The 18,444-nt window shown below is 34.6% G+C and carries 15 protein-coding genes and 1 riboswitch; of the genes, 13 read left to right on the top strand and 2 right to left on the bottom strand.

The window, feature by feature from the left end; genetic code table 11:
* Nucleotides 1-3 precede the first annotated feature (3 nt).
* From glsA to NST77_RS08655, 5 genes are all read left to right on the top strand, one after another.
* The gene (gene glsA / locus NST77_RS08635) at nucleotides 4-933 is read left to right on the top strand and encodes a glutaminase A (protein ID WP_172859820.1); all 930 of its coding nucleotides are present in this window, start codon (nucleotides 4-6) and stop codon (nucleotides 931-933) included.
* A gap of 115 nt (nucleotides 934-1,048) precedes the next feature.
* Nucleotides 1,049-1,855: an adenosylmethionine decarboxylase gene (speD, locus tag NST77_RS08640; protein WP_163186856.1), complete on the top strand. Its 807-nt coding sequence runs from the start codon at nucleotides 1,049-1,051 to the stop codon at nucleotides 1,853-1,855.
* 182 nt (nucleotides 1,856-2,037) lie between these two features.
* Nucleotides 2,038-3,207: a M20 family metallopeptidase gene (locus NST77_RS08645; RefSeq protein ID WP_371471786.1), complete on the top strand. Its 1,170-nt coding sequence runs from the start codon at nucleotides 2,038-2,040 to the stop codon at nucleotides 3,205-3,207.
* Between the two features lie 162 nt (nucleotides 3,208-3,369).
* Nucleotides 3,370-5,352: a methyl-accepting chemotaxis protein gene (locus NST77_RS08650; protein WP_095328825.1), complete on the top strand. Its 1,983-nt coding sequence runs from the start codon at nucleotides 3,370-3,372 to the stop codon at nucleotides 5,350-5,352.
* Between the two features lie 171 nt (nucleotides 5,353-5,523).
* Nucleotides 5,524-6,972, top strand: coding sequence for an alpha-amylase (locus tag NST77_RS08655; RefSeq protein ID WP_095328826.1), 1,449 nt, complete (start codon nucleotides 5,524-5,526; stop codon nucleotides 6,970-6,972).
* Nucleotides 6,973-7,014: 42 nt separating this feature from the next.
* Here the strand turns inward: NST77_RS08655 and NST77_RS08660 are convergent, their stop codons facing one another.
* Complete coding sequence (locus NST77_RS08660; RefSeq protein ID WP_095328827.1) at nucleotides 7,015-7,656, bottom strand: LysE family transporter; 642 nt, start codon at nucleotides 7,654-7,656, stop codon at nucleotides 7,015-7,017.
* A 300-nt stretch (nucleotides 7,657-7,956) separates the two neighbouring features.
* Between NST77_RS08660 and map the strand changes: the two genes are divergently transcribed.
* The 3 genes from map to NST77_RS08675 all read left to right on the top strand — a co-directional run bounded on the left by map (nucleotide 7,957) and on the right by NST77_RS08675 (nucleotide 11,458).
* Nucleotides 7,957-8,700: a type I methionyl aminopeptidase gene (gene map / locus NST77_RS08665; protein WP_095328828.1), complete on the top strand. Its 744-nt coding sequence runs from the start codon at nucleotides 7,957-7,959 to the stop codon at nucleotides 8,698-8,700.
* 345 nt (nucleotides 8,701-9,045) lie between these two features.
* Nucleotides 9,046-9,462: a hypothetical protein gene (locus tag NST77_RS08670; RefSeq protein WP_095328829.1), complete on the top strand. Its 417-nt coding sequence runs from the start codon at nucleotides 9,046-9,048 to the stop codon at nucleotides 9,460-9,462.
* A 261-nt stretch (nucleotides 9,463-9,723) separates the two neighbouring features.
* A riboswitch (Lysine riboswitch) is annotated at nucleotides 9,724-9,902 on the top strand.
* Between the two features lie 155 nt (nucleotides 9,903-10,057).
* Nucleotides 10,058-11,458, top strand: coding sequence for an amino acid permease (locus NST77_RS08675; RefSeq protein WP_095328830.1), 1,401 nt, complete (start codon nucleotides 10,058-10,060; stop codon nucleotides 11,456-11,458).
* 60 nt (nucleotides 11,459-11,518) lie between these two features.
* Here NST77_RS08675 and NST77_RS08680 read toward each other — a convergent pair whose 3' ends face one another.
* Nucleotides 11,519-12,022 carry a hypothetical protein gene (locus NST77_RS08680; protein WP_095328831.1) on the bottom strand — a complete coding sequence of 168 codons (504 nt, stop codon included), beginning with the start codon at nucleotides 12,020-12,022 and terminating at the stop codon, nucleotides 11,519-11,521.
* Between the two features lie 203 nt (nucleotides 12,023-12,225).
* Between NST77_RS08680 and NST77_RS08685 the strand changes: the two genes are divergently transcribed.
* From NST77_RS08685 to htpG, 5 genes are all read left to right on the top strand, one after another.
* Nucleotides 12,226-12,558, top strand: a complete 333-nt coding sequence (locus NST77_RS08685) for a PadR family transcriptional regulator (RefSeq protein WP_095328832.1) — start codon at nucleotides 12,226-12,228, stop codon at nucleotides 12,556-12,558.
* On the top strand, nucleotides 12,559-13,314 hold the full coding sequence (locus NST77_RS08690; RefSeq protein WP_095328833.1) for a DUF1048 domain-containing protein: 756 nt from the start codon (nucleotides 12,559-12,561) through the stop codon (nucleotides 13,312-13,314).
* 119 nt (nucleotides 13,315-13,433) lie between these two features.
* Complete coding sequence (locus NST77_RS08695; RefSeq protein WP_095328834.1) at nucleotides 13,434-13,847, top strand: GNAT family N-acetyltransferase; 414 nt, start codon at nucleotides 13,434-13,436, stop codon at nucleotides 13,845-13,847.
* 562 nt (nucleotides 13,848-14,409) lie between these two features.
* Nucleotides 14,410-16,038: a catalase gene (locus NST77_RS08700; protein ID WP_123260876.1), complete on the top strand. Its 1,629-nt coding sequence runs from the start codon at nucleotides 14,410-14,412 to the stop codon at nucleotides 16,036-16,038.
* Between the two features lie 295 nt (nucleotides 16,039-16,333).
* Nucleotides 16,334-18,211, top strand: coding sequence for a molecular chaperone HtpG (htpG, locus tag NST77_RS08705; protein ID WP_095328887.1), 1,878 nt, complete (start codon nucleotides 16,334-16,336; stop codon nucleotides 18,209-18,211).
* Nucleotides 18,212-18,444 lie beyond the last annotated feature (233 nt).

The following is an 18,444-nucleotide window of genomic DNA, read 5'->3' on the forward strand; positions in this document are numbered from 1 at the left end:
AAAATGCCTTGTCAATCTAATGAAGAATTAGAAAGTATCTTGTTAGAAGCAAAACAATATACACATAATGGGAAAGTTGCTGATTATATCCCAGCACTTAGCAAAGCAAATCCAGATGATTTATCTGTAGCTATTTATCACTCTGATGGTACATGTTATTCAGCAGGCTGCATTCATGAGAAAATTACTTTACAAAGCATTTCAAAAGTCATTACTTTAGCATTAGCACTAATTGAATCAGGAGAAGAGTATGTTTTTAGTAAAGTTGGCTATGAGCCTACTGGCGATCCATTTAATTCTATTGTAAAACTAGAAATGAGTAACCCATCGAAGCCATTAAATCCGATGATAAACGCAGGCGCTCTTGCTGTTACTCATATGATTAAAGGGAACACAGTCGATGAACGATTCCAGAAGATCATTGAATTTGTTAAGCTCTTATCAGGAAATAGTGATATAGGTTATTCAGCAGAGGTGGCTAAATCAGAATTTGATACATCGCATTTGAATAGAGCACTTTGTTTCTTTATGAAACAACATGGCATCATTAATGAAGATGTGGAAGAATTATTGGATTTATATACAAAGCAATGTTCAATCGAAGTAAATTGTTTAGATTTAGCACGAATCGGGATCGTATTTGCTTTAGATGGTAAGGAACCTGTCACAAACAAACAGTTAATGCCAGCACATGTAGCTCGTATTTGCAAAACATTTATGGTTACATGCGGCATGTATAATGCATCTGGAGAATTCGCTGTTCGGGTCGGAATCCCTGCAAAAAGTGGTGTTTCCGGCGGAATTTTAGGCGCAGTACCTTCTCGCTTTGGAATTGGCATTTCTGGTCCCGCACTAGATGACAAAGGCAATAGTGTTGCGGGCTTAAAACTATTAGAAATTCTTGCAAAAAAATATGATTTAAGTATGTTCTAATAATAAAGCTTATCACTAATCTTTTCTATTAAAAATGAGGATTAGTGATTTTTTGGTTATTCCCCAATCTGTTCGGGTAACATAACTGTACCAATTGTTTAAAAGGGGGATAAACATGAGTTTAACACCTCAGCAGCGTATAGAATTACATGGTTTTAACAATTTAACTAAGTCATTGAGCTTTAATATGTATGATATCTGTTATACTCGAACAAAAAGCGAGAGAGAAGCTTATCTTCAATATATCGATGAGCAGTATAACGCTGAGCGGCTGACGAAAATCTTGAAAAATGTTTCCGATATTATTGGCGCACATGTTCTAAATATTGCAAAGCAAGACTATGAACCACAAGGAGCAAGTGTAACACTGCTCGTATCTGAGGGACCAGTTGCTGATACTTCAAAAGAAGTATTTGAGGAATCACCTGGACCACTTCCAGGCTCCGTTGTTATGCATCTCGACAAAAGCCATATAACGGTCCATACATATCCTGAATATCATCCAGATGAAGGAATCAGTACATTTCGTGCCGATATTGATGTTTCGACGTGTGGAGAAATTTCGCCATTAAAAGCACTAAACTATTTAATCCACACTTTTGATACAGATATAATGATTATAGATTATCGTGTAAGGGGATTTACCCGTGATATACATGGGCATAAACTATTTATCGATCATGATATCAATTCCATTCAAAATTATATTCCCGAAGAAGCAAAATCACAATTTGATATGATTGATGCTAATATCTATCAAGAAAATATATTTCATACAAAATGCAAGTTAAAACAATTCCATTTAAATAATTATTTATTTGCCTGCAAAGAAGAAGAACTGACTGAAGATGATCGTATGATGATAACAGCAAAACTCACACAGGAAATGAATGAAATTTTTTATGGGAAAAATATAAAGTGATCTATTACAAAACTGGCGACAACTTTTAAATAAAGCGAAGCCAGTTTCTTCATTTATCGTAAGATATTTATAAATCTAATGTATAAATATACTAACGATATTATTTTTAAACATATTTTTCTAGCTTTTTTATAAAAAATTGGTAAACTATTATTGTAGAAAGATAGAAAGGTGCGAAAATGATGAAACAAATCATCCTAGATACAATTAATGAAAACGAAGCAAAATTTAAAGATATAAGTATTTATATTGGAGAAAATCCTGAGTTAGGCCATGAAGAATTTAAAGCTTGTGAAATTTTAACTGATACCTTAAAACAGCATGGTTTTAACGTTGAAATAGGGATCTGTGATTTACCTACTGCCTTTAAAGCAACCTTTGACAGCGGCAATGATGGTCCCGTTATCGGCTATATGGCAGAATATGATGCACTTCCTGAGCTTGGTCATGCATGTGGACATAATTTAATCGGGACTATGGGAATTGCTGCTGGAATTGGTCTTAGTAAAGTTTTAAGCGAAACAGGAGGAAAAGTGATTGTTTACGGTACGCCTGCTGAGGAAACAAAAGGCGGGAAAGTAACAATGGCAGAAGCAGGAATTTTTGAGGAGCTAGATGTGGCAATGATGGTCCATCCATTAGATAATTATATGACGAGCGGCGATTCACTTGCAATGGACGCTATCCAATTTGAATTTTTCGGCAAAGCTGCTCATGCTGCAGCAAGCCCGCATTTAGGCATTAATGCACTAGATGCTGTATTACAGACCTTTAATAGTATCAATGCTCTAAGACAGCATATAAAGTCAGATGCGCGTATCCATGGAGTAATCACAGAAGGTGGAAAAGCGGCAAATATTGTCCCTGACTATGCTGTTGCACAGTTTTATGTCCGAGCAGGAAAAAGAGAAGAAGTTAATAAATTAGTAGAAAAAGTAAAACAATGTGCAGAGGGAGCTGCCCTGCAAACAGGTGCTACAGTTAAATCTAGTTTCTATGAATTCTCCTATGATGATATGATTACCAACCAAACTTTATCTGATTTATTTACAAAACAGCTTGTTGATTTAGGCGTAGATGCATCTGAAATACAGGAGCAGCGGGATGGTTCAGGATCCCTTGATATGGGCAATGTTAGCCAAGTAGTTCCATCTATTCATCCCTATGTAAAAATCTGTAATGAGGCATACGCTTGTCATACTCATGAATTTAGAGAAGCTGCTATGTCTGATCAAGGTAGAGATGCCATGATTTTAGGTGCAAAATCAATGGCTCTTACAGGTTTAGAAATTCTTACGAATAAAGAATTACTCGCAGAAATAAAAGCCGAATTTATAAAAAATAAAAACTAGTATTTTTCCCTTACATTCAAATGATAACCTAATTTGAATGTAAGGTTTTTTTGTTAAATTAAGGCATTTTTATGACATTTATCCTTCTTTCGATATAGAAGAAAAAGATTCATTTATAATAAATAGGTCCTATTCTCAATCGTAAAGGAGCTATTAATCAAAATGAGAAAAATACTAAAGCGATTTCATTACAGCATGACGATTAAAAAGAAACTTTATGCAAGCTTTTTTGTTCTATTATTTATTCCAACTATCTTTATTGGGAGCTTTTCCTACTTCAATTCCAAAAATCAGCTAGAGGAAGAAATAATGGACAATGCTTCCCAGCAAGTTAAACGGTTAGACGAAAATATCAACAGCGAATTATCCACTAAAATAAAGCAAGTGGATAAACTTCGAAAAGATTGGGGAGAAGAAAGTAAACCTGTATCAAACGAGCAAATACTTGCTACACTAGAAGACTATTATTATTTTTATGATGACATTGACAGCATATTTTATGCTACAAAGCAAGGACAATATATACAAAAGCCAGATAGGCAAATGGCAGATAATTACGATCCAACCGCAAGTGAATGGTTTATTAAAGCAGAAGAGAACCCTGAAGAAATTTATATTTCTGATCCATACATATCTGCAAGTACAAATGAAATGGTTGTTACGATTGCTGGAAGCACCAAAGATAGCGATAAAGTAATTGGTTTAAAGATTAAACTTAGTGCCATACAATCTATTGTGAGCAATGTCACAATAGGTAAAAAAGGATATGCTTTCCTTATTGATGAAAATAATGCTTATATGGCACATCCTAGTGAAAAAATTGGAGAAATCGGTACAGAAAACTATATCGAGCAGATGAATAGGAAAGAATACGGGACTTTTACATATAGTTTGGATAACAAAGAAAAAAAACTTACTTATCTCACCAATAAGCTTACAGGCTGGAAAATAGCAGGGTCCATGTATGCAAAAGAAGTATCAGAGGCTTCATCTCCAATCTTAAAAGCATCATTTTGGGCCATCATTCTTTTTGTTTTCATTGGTTCCATTCTTATTTATTTCAATACCCAATCTATCCTTAAGCCACTAAATCAATTAAAAGAAAAAGCAGGACTAGTTGGGAAAGGTGATTTAACACAAAAACTAATTGTTAAAAGGAAAGACGAAATTGGTCATTTAACTTCTTCCTTTCAGAAAATGCAAGATAGTTTAAGGCACATTATTATCTATATGGAAAAAAGTATCAGCCAAGTTGCTGCCTCTAGTGAGAATCTTACCATCAGCTCTACTTCATCAACGAAGGTTGTTGAAGATTTAGTGTCTGTTACCCAAGAAATAGCATCTAAAGCTGATTATCAAAAACAACAGATAGAAGCAAATTCTACTAAGCTGAAAGAGATCACCGAGAGAACGGGATTTATTAGAGAAAACTCGTTGTCCATGTCCAATTTAAGCACAATGACAGTTGAAAAAGCGAAAGAAGGAGAACGCGCCATCTATCAAGCAGAAGAACAAATGCAGCTAATTGTGGAATCAGTCAATAAGTCTGATAAACAAATTGATGATCTGAATAAGCGTTCAAAAGAAGTGGAATCAATTATTCAATTGATAAGTTCCATTGCAAACCAAACGAATTTATTGGCTCTTAATGCTGCAATAGAAGCAGCAAGAGCAGGGGAAAGCGGAAAAGGTTTTTCGGTAGTAGCAGAGGAGATTAGAACATTAGCGGAAACTACGCAACACTCTGCTACAGAAATTGAGCACCTAATAAAAGGGATTCAAACGGATACACATTCAACAGTAGATCGAATGAAAAGTGTTCATCAGCAAGTAGATGGGGGACTATCCATTATGTCTTCGGTCAAATCAGCATTTCACTCTATTTCCACTAGTATGAATGAAACGACGCCGATTATTAATCGAGTAACTATCTCTTCTGAAGAGGTGTATCAACACATTAAATTGCTTTCTGAAACCTTTGATACATTACTTTTATTTAGCAAACAAAATGCTGAATTATCAGAAGAAATTTCAGCAGCTTCTGAAGAGCAGCTCGCATCCTTTGAGGAAGTATCTGCTTCTGCCATTACACTTGCTGAAACAGCTGATCATTTAAAAAATCTAATCAGTCAATTTCATTATTAATAATAAGAAATGTCTTCCTATCCATTAAATAAAATTACTTTTCTTTAAATACTATATTTCAAGTAGGCTTGAAATATAGTATTTTTGGGTAGTATTACTTCATATGAAAGCTTCTCAATAATTTTCATTGTGAGAAAAGCTACAAATTATATGGAGTAGGAGAAATGATAGATGGAAAATCAGACATTGATGCAATTTTTCGAGTGGCATTTAGACGCCGATGGTCAACATTGGAACCGATTGAAAGAAAAAGCTGGAGAATTAAAGGAAGCTGGTATTGATTCCATTTGGATTCCACCTGTGACGAAAGCTGCCTCCAATGAAGACAATGGATATGGCGTTTACGATGTATATGATTTAGGGGAATTTGATCAAAAGGGCAGTATTCGTACAAAATATGGAACGAAAAAGGAATTACTGGAAGCTATTGAGGCATGTCATAATGTCGGAATTCAAGTCTATGTGGATGTGGTAATGAATCACAAAGCAGCAGCAGATGAGAAAGAAACATTTAAAGCAATTGAAGTAAATCCTGAAAATAGAGAAGAAGAGATATCAGAACCACATGATATCGAAGCATGGACAAAATTCACTTTTCCAGGAAGAGGAGATACTTATTCATCCTTTAAGTGGAACTTCCAGCATTTTAACGGAACCGATTATGATAATAAGACAAAAAAAGAAGGGGTATTCCGCATTGTAGGCGATAATAAAATGTGGAATTCAAACGTCGATGATGAATTTGGAAATTATGACTATTTAATGTTTGCAAACATTGACTATAATAATGAGCTAGTCCAAAATGAAATGATTTCATGGGGAAAATGGCTTTACGAAACACTAAATTGTGATGGCTATCGATTAGATGCCATTAAACATATAAACCACGATTTTATAAAAAAATTCGCCACTTCCTTGCTGAAAGAAAAAGACGATTTTTATTTCGTAGGTGAATTTTGGAAAGCTGATCTGCAAGAATGTCAGGAATTTTTAGAGCAAATGGATTACAAAATCGATTTATTTGATGTCCCACTACACTATAAATTGCATACTGCCTCCATGGAAGGAAGTAACTTTGATTTAACAACGATTTTCGAGGGAACGTTAGTAAAAGAAAATCCTCTTAATTGTGTAACATTTGTTGATAATCATGATACACAGCCAAATGAATCATTAGAATCATGGGTAGAAGATTGGTTTAAGCAAATTGCCTACAGCCTTATTTTACTTCGAAAAGACGGCTACCCAACCATATTTTATGGAGATTATTTTGGAATTAGCGGGGACGAGCCAATAGATGGAAAAAAGGCAGCCATCGACCCCTTATTATATGTTCGCAAGAAAAAGGCTTACGGCAAACAGGATGACTATTTTGATAATCCAAATATAATTGGTTGGGTTCGCCATGGAGAAGCTGAAATGGAAAAATCCGGATGTGCTGTTGTTATATCCAATAAGGATGATGGAAACAAAAAAATGTTTGTTGGTGAATCACGAAGTGGTGAAGAATGGATCGATTTTACAAATACAAGAAAAGATCGCGTGACAATTGATGAAGATGGATACGGCGAATTTCCTGTTAATGCGAAGAGTGTTTCCGTATGGGGATTAGCTGATTAAAAAAGTGTGGGGATATTGCGAAAAACAACATCCCCACACTTTTTATGAGGAAAAGAATAATTTCATCATTCCTTGATAACCAAAGTACACGCCAAATATAACTAAGGAAGCACCAGAAATAATGGAAATGCCTCTTAAAGTTCTAAGTGTAAGAAAACGTCTAAAGCCGTTTGTTAAAGCAGCTACAATCAAATCCCATAAAGTAAGACCAAGAAAAATCATACTGCTATATATCAATAAAGAACTAGTCCCATTTTCTTGGGCCGTTTTTGCTAATATCGAGCCATATATGCCTAACCAAAATAAAATGGATAATGGACTTGTTATAGACATGATAAAACCTGTTAAAAAACATTTAAACAAAGAATCTTTTCCTCGAAGGGAATCCAATTTAAGATGCTGGGCACCTACAATACTTTCCATCCCCGTATAAATCAAAATAAAGCCCCCAAATAGCCAAAGAAATATTTGAATGATTTCTATTTCAAGAAAATGAACCATTCCTATGTATACCATTATCATAAAAATACCATCTGCAAGCATGGATCCAAAACCAACAATCCAAGCATGCCAAAAGCCATTTTTAATTCCTTTATCAATTCTAGCGGAATTTACTGGACCAATCGGAGCAGCTAATGTTAATCCTAATAAGATATAGCTAAGTAAGATGGTCATACTGAACATTCGTTTCTCCCACATCCTTTCTTGTACATGCTATGTAAAAAAAATAGATGATATGTGATTTTAATTAGAAAAATGAAAACTTATTTATAACCAATGGATAACAACGCTTTATTAGCAAAATAACTTCACTAAATATTTAAACCAACATAATTGAGAACGTTAAAAAAGAATAAGCCATCTCTCTGTTCTTCTTTTTTATTTGGCGATAATAAAGGAATTTCTTTTACTTAGTGCTTTATTTAGCATATAATAGTATACGCGAAAAAGATTCGAGAACTGATATAAACAAGGAGAATTTACATGATAGTAAAAAGTGAACAAGACATTAACGGTTTAAAAGAAATCGGGAAAATCGTAAGCATTATCAGAGAGGAATTAATAAAAAATACAGTACCGGGAGTGACGACAAAAGAATTAGATAATCTGGCTGGAAAGTTATTTGCCGAACATGGTGCGGTTTCTGCCCCTCAAGAAATGTACGATTTCCCAGGATATACTTGTATATCTGTAAATGAAGAGGTCGCTCACGGAATCCCAGGAGATCGTGTCATTCAAGAAGGAGATTTAGTTAATATTGACGTTTCTGCAAGCAAAAATGGATATTTCGCTGATACTGGAAAATCGATTGTAGTAGGAAATGGCGATCCTAAGCTTATTAAACTCTGTGAAGTAGCACAAGAAGCTTTTGAGGAAGGGCTTAAATGCTTCAAACCAGGAGCGAAGAAGAATCGTATTGGAAAGTTTGTATACAACACAGCAAAAAAGAACGGATTTACGGTAATTAAAAACCTGACAGGACATGGAATTGGAACATCTCTTCACGAGAAACCAGATCATATTCTAAATTATTTTGATTCATGGGATACAGAACTGCTTCGAGATGGAATGGTAATCGCTTTTGAACCATTTATATCAACCGGTTCAGAGGAAGTAGATGAAGGAAATGATGGCTGGACATTTACTACTAAAGATAAAAGCTATGTTGCCCAGTATGAGCACACTGTAATTATTACAAAAGATAAACCAATTATAACAACTTTATAAATATAAAGATGCAAGCTCTGTACCAAAATAAAGTACCAGACCATAGACAAACACCTTACAATTCAAGGTCTTCGCCTATGGTCTTTTTTTATTCCTTTTTGCGACAACTGTTCACTATGACAAGGACAAGTATGACTACTTTGCTACAGGGAAGACACTGAAAAAGTTCAATTTGAGATTGTAAGATATCCCTATTCTATGTTCATTTATGAAAAACTGGTGATACAATGTATTTATGTGTTCACGCAGACAAATATTTGTAAATTAATAGTTCGAATTAGGAGTAGTGAGGTGCTAAATTCAAAGTAGAGAATTGCTTTACCGCTTGAAAAGGAGAGAATTTTTTTGAAGAAGAAGTTTCTAATCACCGGCTTAGTCTTATTTATAGTTATTTTTTCAAGTTTCTATGCATATGCTTCAACTCTGTCCATTTCTGGTAAGTCAGACAATGGCATGTGGAAGTATACCTATAAGAAAAATTTAGATCTAAGTGAGCCTACAGGCTGGCAGGGTAAATTAAAACAATTAGATAAACAAAAAGTGGAAGTAAAAGAATTAACATTTACAGACAACGATGAGATATTAGCACAAACTGATTCCTTTGTGGAAGGAACAGACATAGATGGGTCAGTCACTACTCTGCATCCTTTTGCTACAGAATTTTATTTAGGAAATAGTCCGAAAAGAGGGCATATTTATAAAATGGCTGTAAAATGGCAGAAAGAGGGAGAGACATATGAGGATACTTTCACGATTCATTAAACAATTGAACTCCATCGATTTCACAGTAAACTTAAGCTCTGTAAAGCAGAGCTTATTTGTTTAGAAAAATTTAAAATTGGGAAAAACATAATAAAGCAATTGACAGTGCTTTTTAGAAAGTTCTTAAAACGAATAAACGATAAAAGAATCTATAATTGTGAATTTAGCGACATTTCCCTCTATTTATATATCCATTGACATTGATGGTCAGATCCCGTAACCTAGTACATGTAATTTCATAACAAAATCCTTATCAGCTCGAGATGAGGTAGAGGTCGCGATTTTTATTAGTAAAAAGAGGGAAAGCCAGAGAGCTTATTGATTGCTTTTGAAAGGAAATATCGCCGAAGCACTATTATTCTCTGATAATAGTAGCTGGGTCTGCATACGAATAGGTGCAGAACTGTCATAGGATCTTACTATGATGAACTATCCTGTTTATCTGATGGTGTTTTAGCGTTTCACACCATTTAAAGGTGTGTTTTTTTTATGCCTTAGAAATAATAAAAATACAATTGATTGTATACAGATATAAGGCTTCAAGTAAATCTCCTATGTCCTAGCATGAGCAAAATACATCATAAAGGAGACAAATATGAACACAAAAGGAAAATTAGGATTGGGGATATTAATATCCTTAGTCGTTGGAAATATGGTTGGCTCGGGAATATTTATGCTGCCACGCTCATTAGCGGAAGTCGCAAGTCCAGCTGGGGTTATTCTTGCATGGTTATTAACCGGATTTGGTGTGTTAGTTACAGCCTTAGTATTTGGAAATTTAGCTATACGCAAACCAAAATTAACAGGTGGTCCACAAATTTATGCGAAAGAGTTATTTAAACGAGGGTCCAAAAAATCTACTTTATCTGGTTTTATGTCAACATGGGGATATTGGATTGGAAATTTAGCGGGTAATGTTGCCATTATCACTACTTTTGCAGGCTATTTATCCACTTTTTTCCCTATTCTAACAAGTGAAGCAGCATTAATAAATATTGGCTCTTTTACCCTTTACGTGGGAAATGCGTTAACCTTTCTTGTTTGTACCATTTTATTATGGGGAACCCATTGGATCATTTTAAACGGTCTAGAGAATGCAGGAAAATTAAATATACTCGCTACTTCAGCAAAAGTAATCGGTTTTATGCTATTTATTATTATTGCTTTATTTGCATTTGAAACAAGCAATATCCTTCCATTTGCTGAACCTAAAGTAAATGCATCAGGTCATTCGGTTGGTCTGTTCGGACAAATCAACAGTGCAGCTATCACCACATTATGGGCATTTATCGGGGTAGAGTCGGCCGTCGTTTTTGCCTCTCGCGCAAAAAAACAGTCAGATGTTAAAAAAGCAACCATTATTGGACTATTAATTGCATTAGCAATCTATATTGGTATAAGCACACTTGTTATGGGAATTCTTTCCCAAAATGAACTAATTGCTTCGCAGAAACCTTTAATCGATGCGATCGAAACTGTACTGGGACCAATTGCCGGTAAAGTACTAGCAGCTATCGGGTTAATCAGCTTATTTGGCTCTACGATCGGATGGATTATGTTAAGCGCAGAAGTACCTTATGCTGCTGCTAAACAAGGAATTTTTATTCCTGCTTTCTTAAAGGAAAATAAAAAGGGTATTCCAACCTTTTCTTTAGTCGTGACCAATATTTTAGGGCAATTGTTTATTTTCTCCACCGTTTCAAAGAGTATTTCGCAGGCATTTGACTTTATCATTTATATTGCGACATTAAGCTATCTTGTTCCTTATTTAATTTCGTCTATTTTCCAATTAAAATTAGTTATGTCAGGAGAAACGTATACTTCCATGAAATCGAGAAGAGTAGACTTTGTTATTGGTATCATTGCAACGATATATTCTATATGGGTAATTATTGCAGGAACTGCAGATATTAAAACATTTAGCTTCGGAGTACTTTTACTATTAAGTGGAATTTTTTTCTATAACCAATTGAATAAAGGAACTAAACCCGAATAACACAATTGTCCGAGAGGTAAAAACTTTGTTTTTACCTCTCGGATTTTTTCTTATAACGGATTAAAGTGATTCACTCACTGTATTATCATCCCATTCCACTTCATGCTCTTTCGCAAGTTTATCTAATTCATTCATATATTGTCGAATCAGTTTACGAGCTTCCTCCAGCATAGCATTTGCCTCTTCTATTAGCGCGATATCCTGTGTTTCTAGCGCTGTAAGTATTTTCACAAATGCATTGTATTGTGTGTCAGCACCTTCAATATATATTTCATGAATTTCTCTTAATTCCTCTGTTTCCACTTGTACTGAATTCAACTCTTTAATAAATTCATTATAATTGGGTATAACCGTAGTTTGGATTGTATCATACATGGTCCAATCATCCGTATAATTAATACCCGAAACAGAATCGTATGCAGAAACAGCCTTTACTTCTAATTCAAACGCTGTTTTCATATCTTCATTTACATATTCAAGTAAATCCTCTCGAACTGGATCCGTTGAACAAGCTGTAATTAAAAACAGAAAGGGTAAAAACAAGATTTTAATAACTTTTTTCACTACTCCACCTCCTTCTCCTTACTGTATGAGGGAGTGGAAGTCCACTATGAAAGCTAATTGGAAAAAGATGAGCCTAATTTTCTACAAGTATCTTGCAATGCAAAATACCATATGGTAAGATAAGTTTAAAGATAGAATGTTGCTATACAATATAGCGTCTATCTTGCTATACAATATAGTCTGAATAGAAAGGATATATGTCCATGTCAAAAAGTCAGATGTTAAAGGGAGTTTTGGAAGGATGTTTACTTGCAATTATATCCAAAGGAGAGATTTATGGTTATGAAATGATTGAAAAATTAGAAGCTTATGGATTTACCATGATTAGTGAAGGAAGTATTTATCCTGTACTTTTACGAATGAAAAAGGAAGAGCTTGTTACAGTAGAAACAAAAGCATCTCCATCTGGTCCAAAGCGCAAATATTATTCTCTTGCGGATAAAGGAACTAAAGTCCTAGATGAATTTGCTGATACGTGGACAGAACTGGCAACAAGTGTACATTGGTTATTAAAAGATATAAGGGAGGAGAAGTAAGTGAAATTATCGAAAGAAGCAGAAACTTTTGTGGAAAATTTATATCTATATTTATTAACAACAGGAAAAAAGGAAAAAGAAATCAAAGAGATTGTCGAAGAATTGACCGATCATTTACAAGAAGCAGAAGCAAATGGAAAGAATATATCAGAAATAACGGGAGATTCCCCAAAAGCATATATGGAAAGTTTAGCAAAAGAAATGCAGACAGATTTAATCGAATGGGGGAAACTATTACCACATGTATTTATTAGTTTAATTGCCTATACCTTAATTGGAAAAGTTATTTTAGGCGAAAATCAAATATCTTTATTAGTTGGATTAGGTTCTCTATTGATTAGTGTTGTCATGCTTGGTATGTACGTTGTCATATTCCGTTTCATTTCATCAAGAAATGTCTCTAATAAAAAAGCATTTGCCATAATATTCCCCTTACAATTATTAATTATAGGAATGTTTATTGTGTTAATGTTCTACGGGAATAATTATGGACCAGTATATATGATTGATACGGTAACTAAACAACTACTATTCTTTCTTATTCCTTTTGTTTATTTATGCTGGTTTGCTTGGTGGAGTAAATCATGGGTTGTCTTTTTCCCTGTTATTCTCTATCTTCCAAACCTTCTAGTAAAACCTTTACCTATGTCAGAAGAAATGAAGACTATAACATCATCCATTATTTTCTTTGTATTCTTGTTCGGGTATTTTATCTGGATAATTTGGCAAGGAAAAAAGGCGCAAAAATCTACTTAATAACCTCTTAAAGCATATCTGAAAAAGATATGCTTTTTTGTAAAAAATAATTGAATATTAATTCATAATAATGTATAAATATAATTATAAGAATTCGAAGATTAAAGGGGAAAAGAAGCATGGATTACATTATAACAGAAGAGCTCCCACCATTCATAAAGTTTGCCCGATTACATGAGGACAGCGGTTTATTAAAAAATAAAAAAGGAAACTATACCCGGGAACAATTGTATAAAGCAGCAAAAAACAGCTGGTACTCTGTTTCTATTTATAATGATCAAAAACTTATCGCCTTTGGTCGCATGATATCAGATGGAGTATATCAAGCATTAATTTGCGACGTAATGGTTCATCCTGATGAGCAGGGCAAAGGATTAGGAAAGCAAATAATTGAAAAGCTCGTATCTAAATGCCAGCAATCAGGTATTCAATCCATTCAATTATTTTCAGCCAAAGGAAAACATCCCTTTTATAAAAAATTAGGATTCATAGAAAGAGAACAAGATGCTCCTGGCATGTCTCTCCATCTTTAAAAACTGCATTTTGTATGTGGTTTTTTTATTTTTTTCTTGTGCATATCCATCCTTATTCTGGTAACACTATTTACGTACTTAAAGAGGAGGAGTGTAAAGAAGAAGGAAATGACTATTTAACATCTAGGAAAAGTCTGAACCAATAGATTAGGTCATCTACTCGATTAATAACCAGCAAATCGAAGAGCCTTTATTACTATTGATCTAATTTACTTTCATTGTTGCTTTTAATATGTTACATAGTTTTTTAACTTTTTTCTATTAACTGCTTTAAAAATCTGTTTCATTTTATACCAGAATTTGCATGTATAGAAATAGGTTAACCAAGAATTTAATGGGTAAAAGTAAATAAAGAAAAGGTATGTAATCCATTTACTATTTCATTCCTTTTATTAGTATTATGCAAGTTCTTTGAGAATGAGAGTAAAAAAAATACCGTAACCCCAATATTTAAATGGTTTTACTCCATCCTTTACTTCCAACAGCATGAATTAACATTTATTGGATACAACTAATAATGACTAATTACTAGGAGGTTATTTATTTGACAGAGAAAAAAGATATGAATAATAAAAAGGGACAAGATCAAGATCGCGAAACGTTAACAACGCGACAAGGACATCCTGTATTAGATAATCAAAACATCCGTACTATTGGGAACCGCGGTCCTGCCACACTCGAAAATTACCATTTTATTGAAAAGATCTCCCATTTTGATCGGGAAGAAGTACCAGAGCGTGTCGTACATGCACGTGGGTCTGGAGCATTTGGGTATTTTGAAACTTACGGAAAAGTAGGAAATGAACCGGTTGAAAAGTATACTCGTGCAAAAGTGTTTTCCGGAGCAGGGAAGAAGACACCATTGATGGTTCGTTTTTCTACTGTTGCTGGGGCGAAGGATTCACCTGAAACAGCACGCGATCCACGTGGATTTGCTGTAAAAATGTATACCGAAGACGGAAACTGGGATTTGGTTGGAAATAACCTTAAGATATTCTTTATTCGTGATGCCATGAAGTTTCCAGATATGATACATGCCTTTAAAGCAGATCCAGTTTCAAACGTACCAAACCCACAACGTATGTTTGATTTTGTTTCCCGCACTCCTGAGGCTACACATATGATAACCTTCCTTTTCTCACCATGGGGAATTCCAGCTACATATCGTCATATGCAGGGTTCTGGGGTGAACACTTATAAATGGGTAAATGAACAAGGTGAAGCAGTATTAGTAAAATACCATTGGGAACCAAAACAAGGCATTCGCAATTTGACGCAAGAGGAAGCAGAATCTATTCAAGCCAAGAACGTTGGCCACGCTACACAAGATTTATATGAAGCAATCGAGCGTGGGGATTATCCTGAATGGGAGCTTTACGTGCAAATCATGGAGGATGATTATCATCCAGAACTAGATTTTGATCCTCTTGATGATACGAAGCTTTGGCCAGAAGATAAATTCCCATGGTTGCCAGTTGGGCGTATGGTCCTCGATCGTAATCCGGTCGATTTTCATACCGAAATTGAGCAAGCCGCTTTCGGTACTGGTGTACTTGTAGATGGAATGGATTTTTCTGACGATAAGATGTTACAAGGGCGCACCTTCTCTTACTCTGATACTCAACGCTATCGTGTTGGTGCAAATTATCTGAAAGTACCAGTAAACGCTCCAAAAGCACCTGTGCGCACAAATCAACATCGTGGGCAAATGGATGTACGTGATCCGAAAGAATCTGGGGACAACCCACATATCAACTATGAACCATCTATGCTTGGTGGTTTTAAGGAGGCAGGGAAAGAAGAGCGGGTGCCTCATCAGCCGACCTATAATGCTGCGGCGATGAGTGCACCAATAGACCGACCTAATAACTATGGACAAGCTGGTCACACATACAGAAGCTTTGAAGATTGGGAGCGCGAAGAATTAATAAAAAACCTATCGGAAGCACTGGCAATCTGTGATGAAAAAATTCAAAATGCAATGATTGAACACTTTACACAAGCAGATGAAGATTATGGCCGCCGTGTAAAAGAGGGCATCGAAACGAAAATGAAAGAGATGAAAGAAATGGCCAAAGAAAATGTTCCAGGGCGTGAAGCAGGTCAATCAAAATATGGGCAAGGAACAATAGATGCCAATGAAGCTACAAAAGATGCCGTGAAGAAAAGCCATGAAGCTGATCCTTATTAATAAGTGGAATGGTAGATAGAAAAAACAGCTACTAAAAGTTCATAATCCTAAAAAGGAGACACATTTAAAGTTGTGTCTCCTTTTTAGGATTATTAGACCTATTAACCATCCATTCACCCTGACTTTAGCGGGGAATTTTTTTGTGCTAACGACCATTCCGTGCATTCCTTTCCTTTATATAACAATAATTGACATCCCTTATGAAATATGATATTTAATTAATAGATTAGCACTCATTACATTTAAGTGCTAATATTATTACATAAGACAATGAAGAAAGGGTGTATGAAAATTGATCGAAACGAAAGAATTTAAAGCCGAATCGAAACGTTTATTAGAAATGATGATCAACTCCATCTATTCGCAGCGGGAAGTATTCTTACGTGAGTTAATTTCAAATGCTAGTGATGCAATTGATAAAATTTATTATAAAGCTTTAACAGATGACTCTATTAATTTTGAAAAGGATAATTATTTTATTAAAATTACTGCTAATAAAGAAAACCGTACGTTAACCATTTCTGATACTGGTATTGGAATGACAAAGGAAGAATTAGAAGCAAATTTAGGTACAATTGCTAAAAGTGGTTCCCTTGCTTTCAAAATGGAAAATGCAGCGAAGGATGGCCATGATATTATTGGGCAATTCGGTGTAGGTTTCTATGCAGCGTTTATGGTGGCAGATGAAGTAACCGTTATTACTAAATCACTGAACAGTGATACAGCTTATAAATGGATGTCAAAAGGTGCTGATGGTTATACCATTGAAGAAACGGAGAAATCAACAATCGGTACTGATATCATCCTTACAATTAAAGAAAATGCAGAAGAAGAGCAGTATGATGAATTTTTAGAAGATTATCGTTTAAAATCGATTATTAAAAAATACTCTGACTTTATCCGTTACCCAATTAAAATGGATGTAACGACAAGTAAGCTAAAAGAAGGCACAGAAAATGAGTATGAAGAAGTTAGCGAAGAACAAGTCATTAACAGTATGGTTCCCATTTGGAAAAAGAATAAAAACGAGTTAACAGAAGAAGACTATCAAAATTTCTATGAAGAAAAACGTTATGGCTATGATAAGCCATTGAAGCATATTCATGTTAGCGTAGATGGAGCAATTCGTTATAATGCAATACTTTACATTCCTGAAAAAACACCGTTTGATTATTATTCTAAAGAGTATGAAAAAGGACTAGAGCTCTATTCAAATGGTGTCTTAATTATGGAAAAATGCGCAGACTTGCTGCCAGACTACTTTAGTTTTGTCAAAGGGATGGTTGATTCTGAAGACTTATCCCTTAACATTTCAAGAGAAATGCTGCAGCATGATCGTCAATTAAAACGGATTGAAAAGAACTTAACAAAGAAAATTAAGAGCCAGCTCCTCAGCCTTTTAAAGGATGAAAGAGAAAAGTATGAATCCTTCTATGAATCCTTTGGAAGACAAATCAAATTCGGTGTCTACAATGATTTCGGGATGAATAAAGAAATGTTACAGGATCTTCTCTTATTCTATTCATCTAAAGAGAAAAAACTAGTATCATTAGACGAATATGTAGAGAGAATGCCAGAGGATCAAAAATTCATTTATTATGCAGCTGGTGACTCGATTGATCGTATCGAAAAACTTCCACAAACAGAATTAGTAGCAGATAAGGGCTATGAAATTCTTTATTTAACAGATGATATTGATGAATTTGCAATAAAAATGATTGCAACATATAAAGAGAAGGAATTTAAATCCGTATCAAGCGGAGATTTAGGCCTTGATCAAGAGGAAGAAAAAGAGGAAAAAGAAGTAACAGAAGAGAACAAAGCGTTGTTTGATTACATGAAGGAGATTCTCTCTGGCAAAGTCAAAAACGTAAAAGTGTCTACCCGCTTAAAATCACATCCTGTATGTTTAACGGCAGAAGGGGAAGTTTCGATTGAAATGGAAAAAGTGTTAAGTATGATGCCAGACAATCAAAATATCAAAGCAGACAAAGTGTTAGAAATTAATAAAAATCATGAAATTTTCCAATCATTAAAAGAGGCTTATGAAAAAGACAAAGACAAAGTGGCTCTTTATACAAACCTTTTATATAATCAAGCCCTATTGATTGAAGGTTTGTCTATTGAAGATCCTGTCGAATTTACGAATAATATTTGTAAATTAATGAAATAAGAAAAGAAATTGGCTGGGACTAAGTTTTCCAACCAATATAAACTCGAACGATTATACGGAGATCCTAAGAGAATTTTCGGATAATTGTTCGAGTTATCTTTATTTTAAGAAGAAAATGGGGGAGAAAACATCTGCCCCTATTTCAAACTATACATCATCCCTATTCTTATAAATTTATGTTTTACTAATTAAAACGAAAACGCTATACTTATAAAAAAAACTATCAGAGATGG

The organism is Niallia sp. FSL W8-0177, from assembly GCF_038006285.1.
GTDB classification, from domain to species: domain Bacteria; phylum Bacillota; class Bacilli; order Bacillales; family Cytobacillaceae; genus Niallia; species Niallia circulans_A.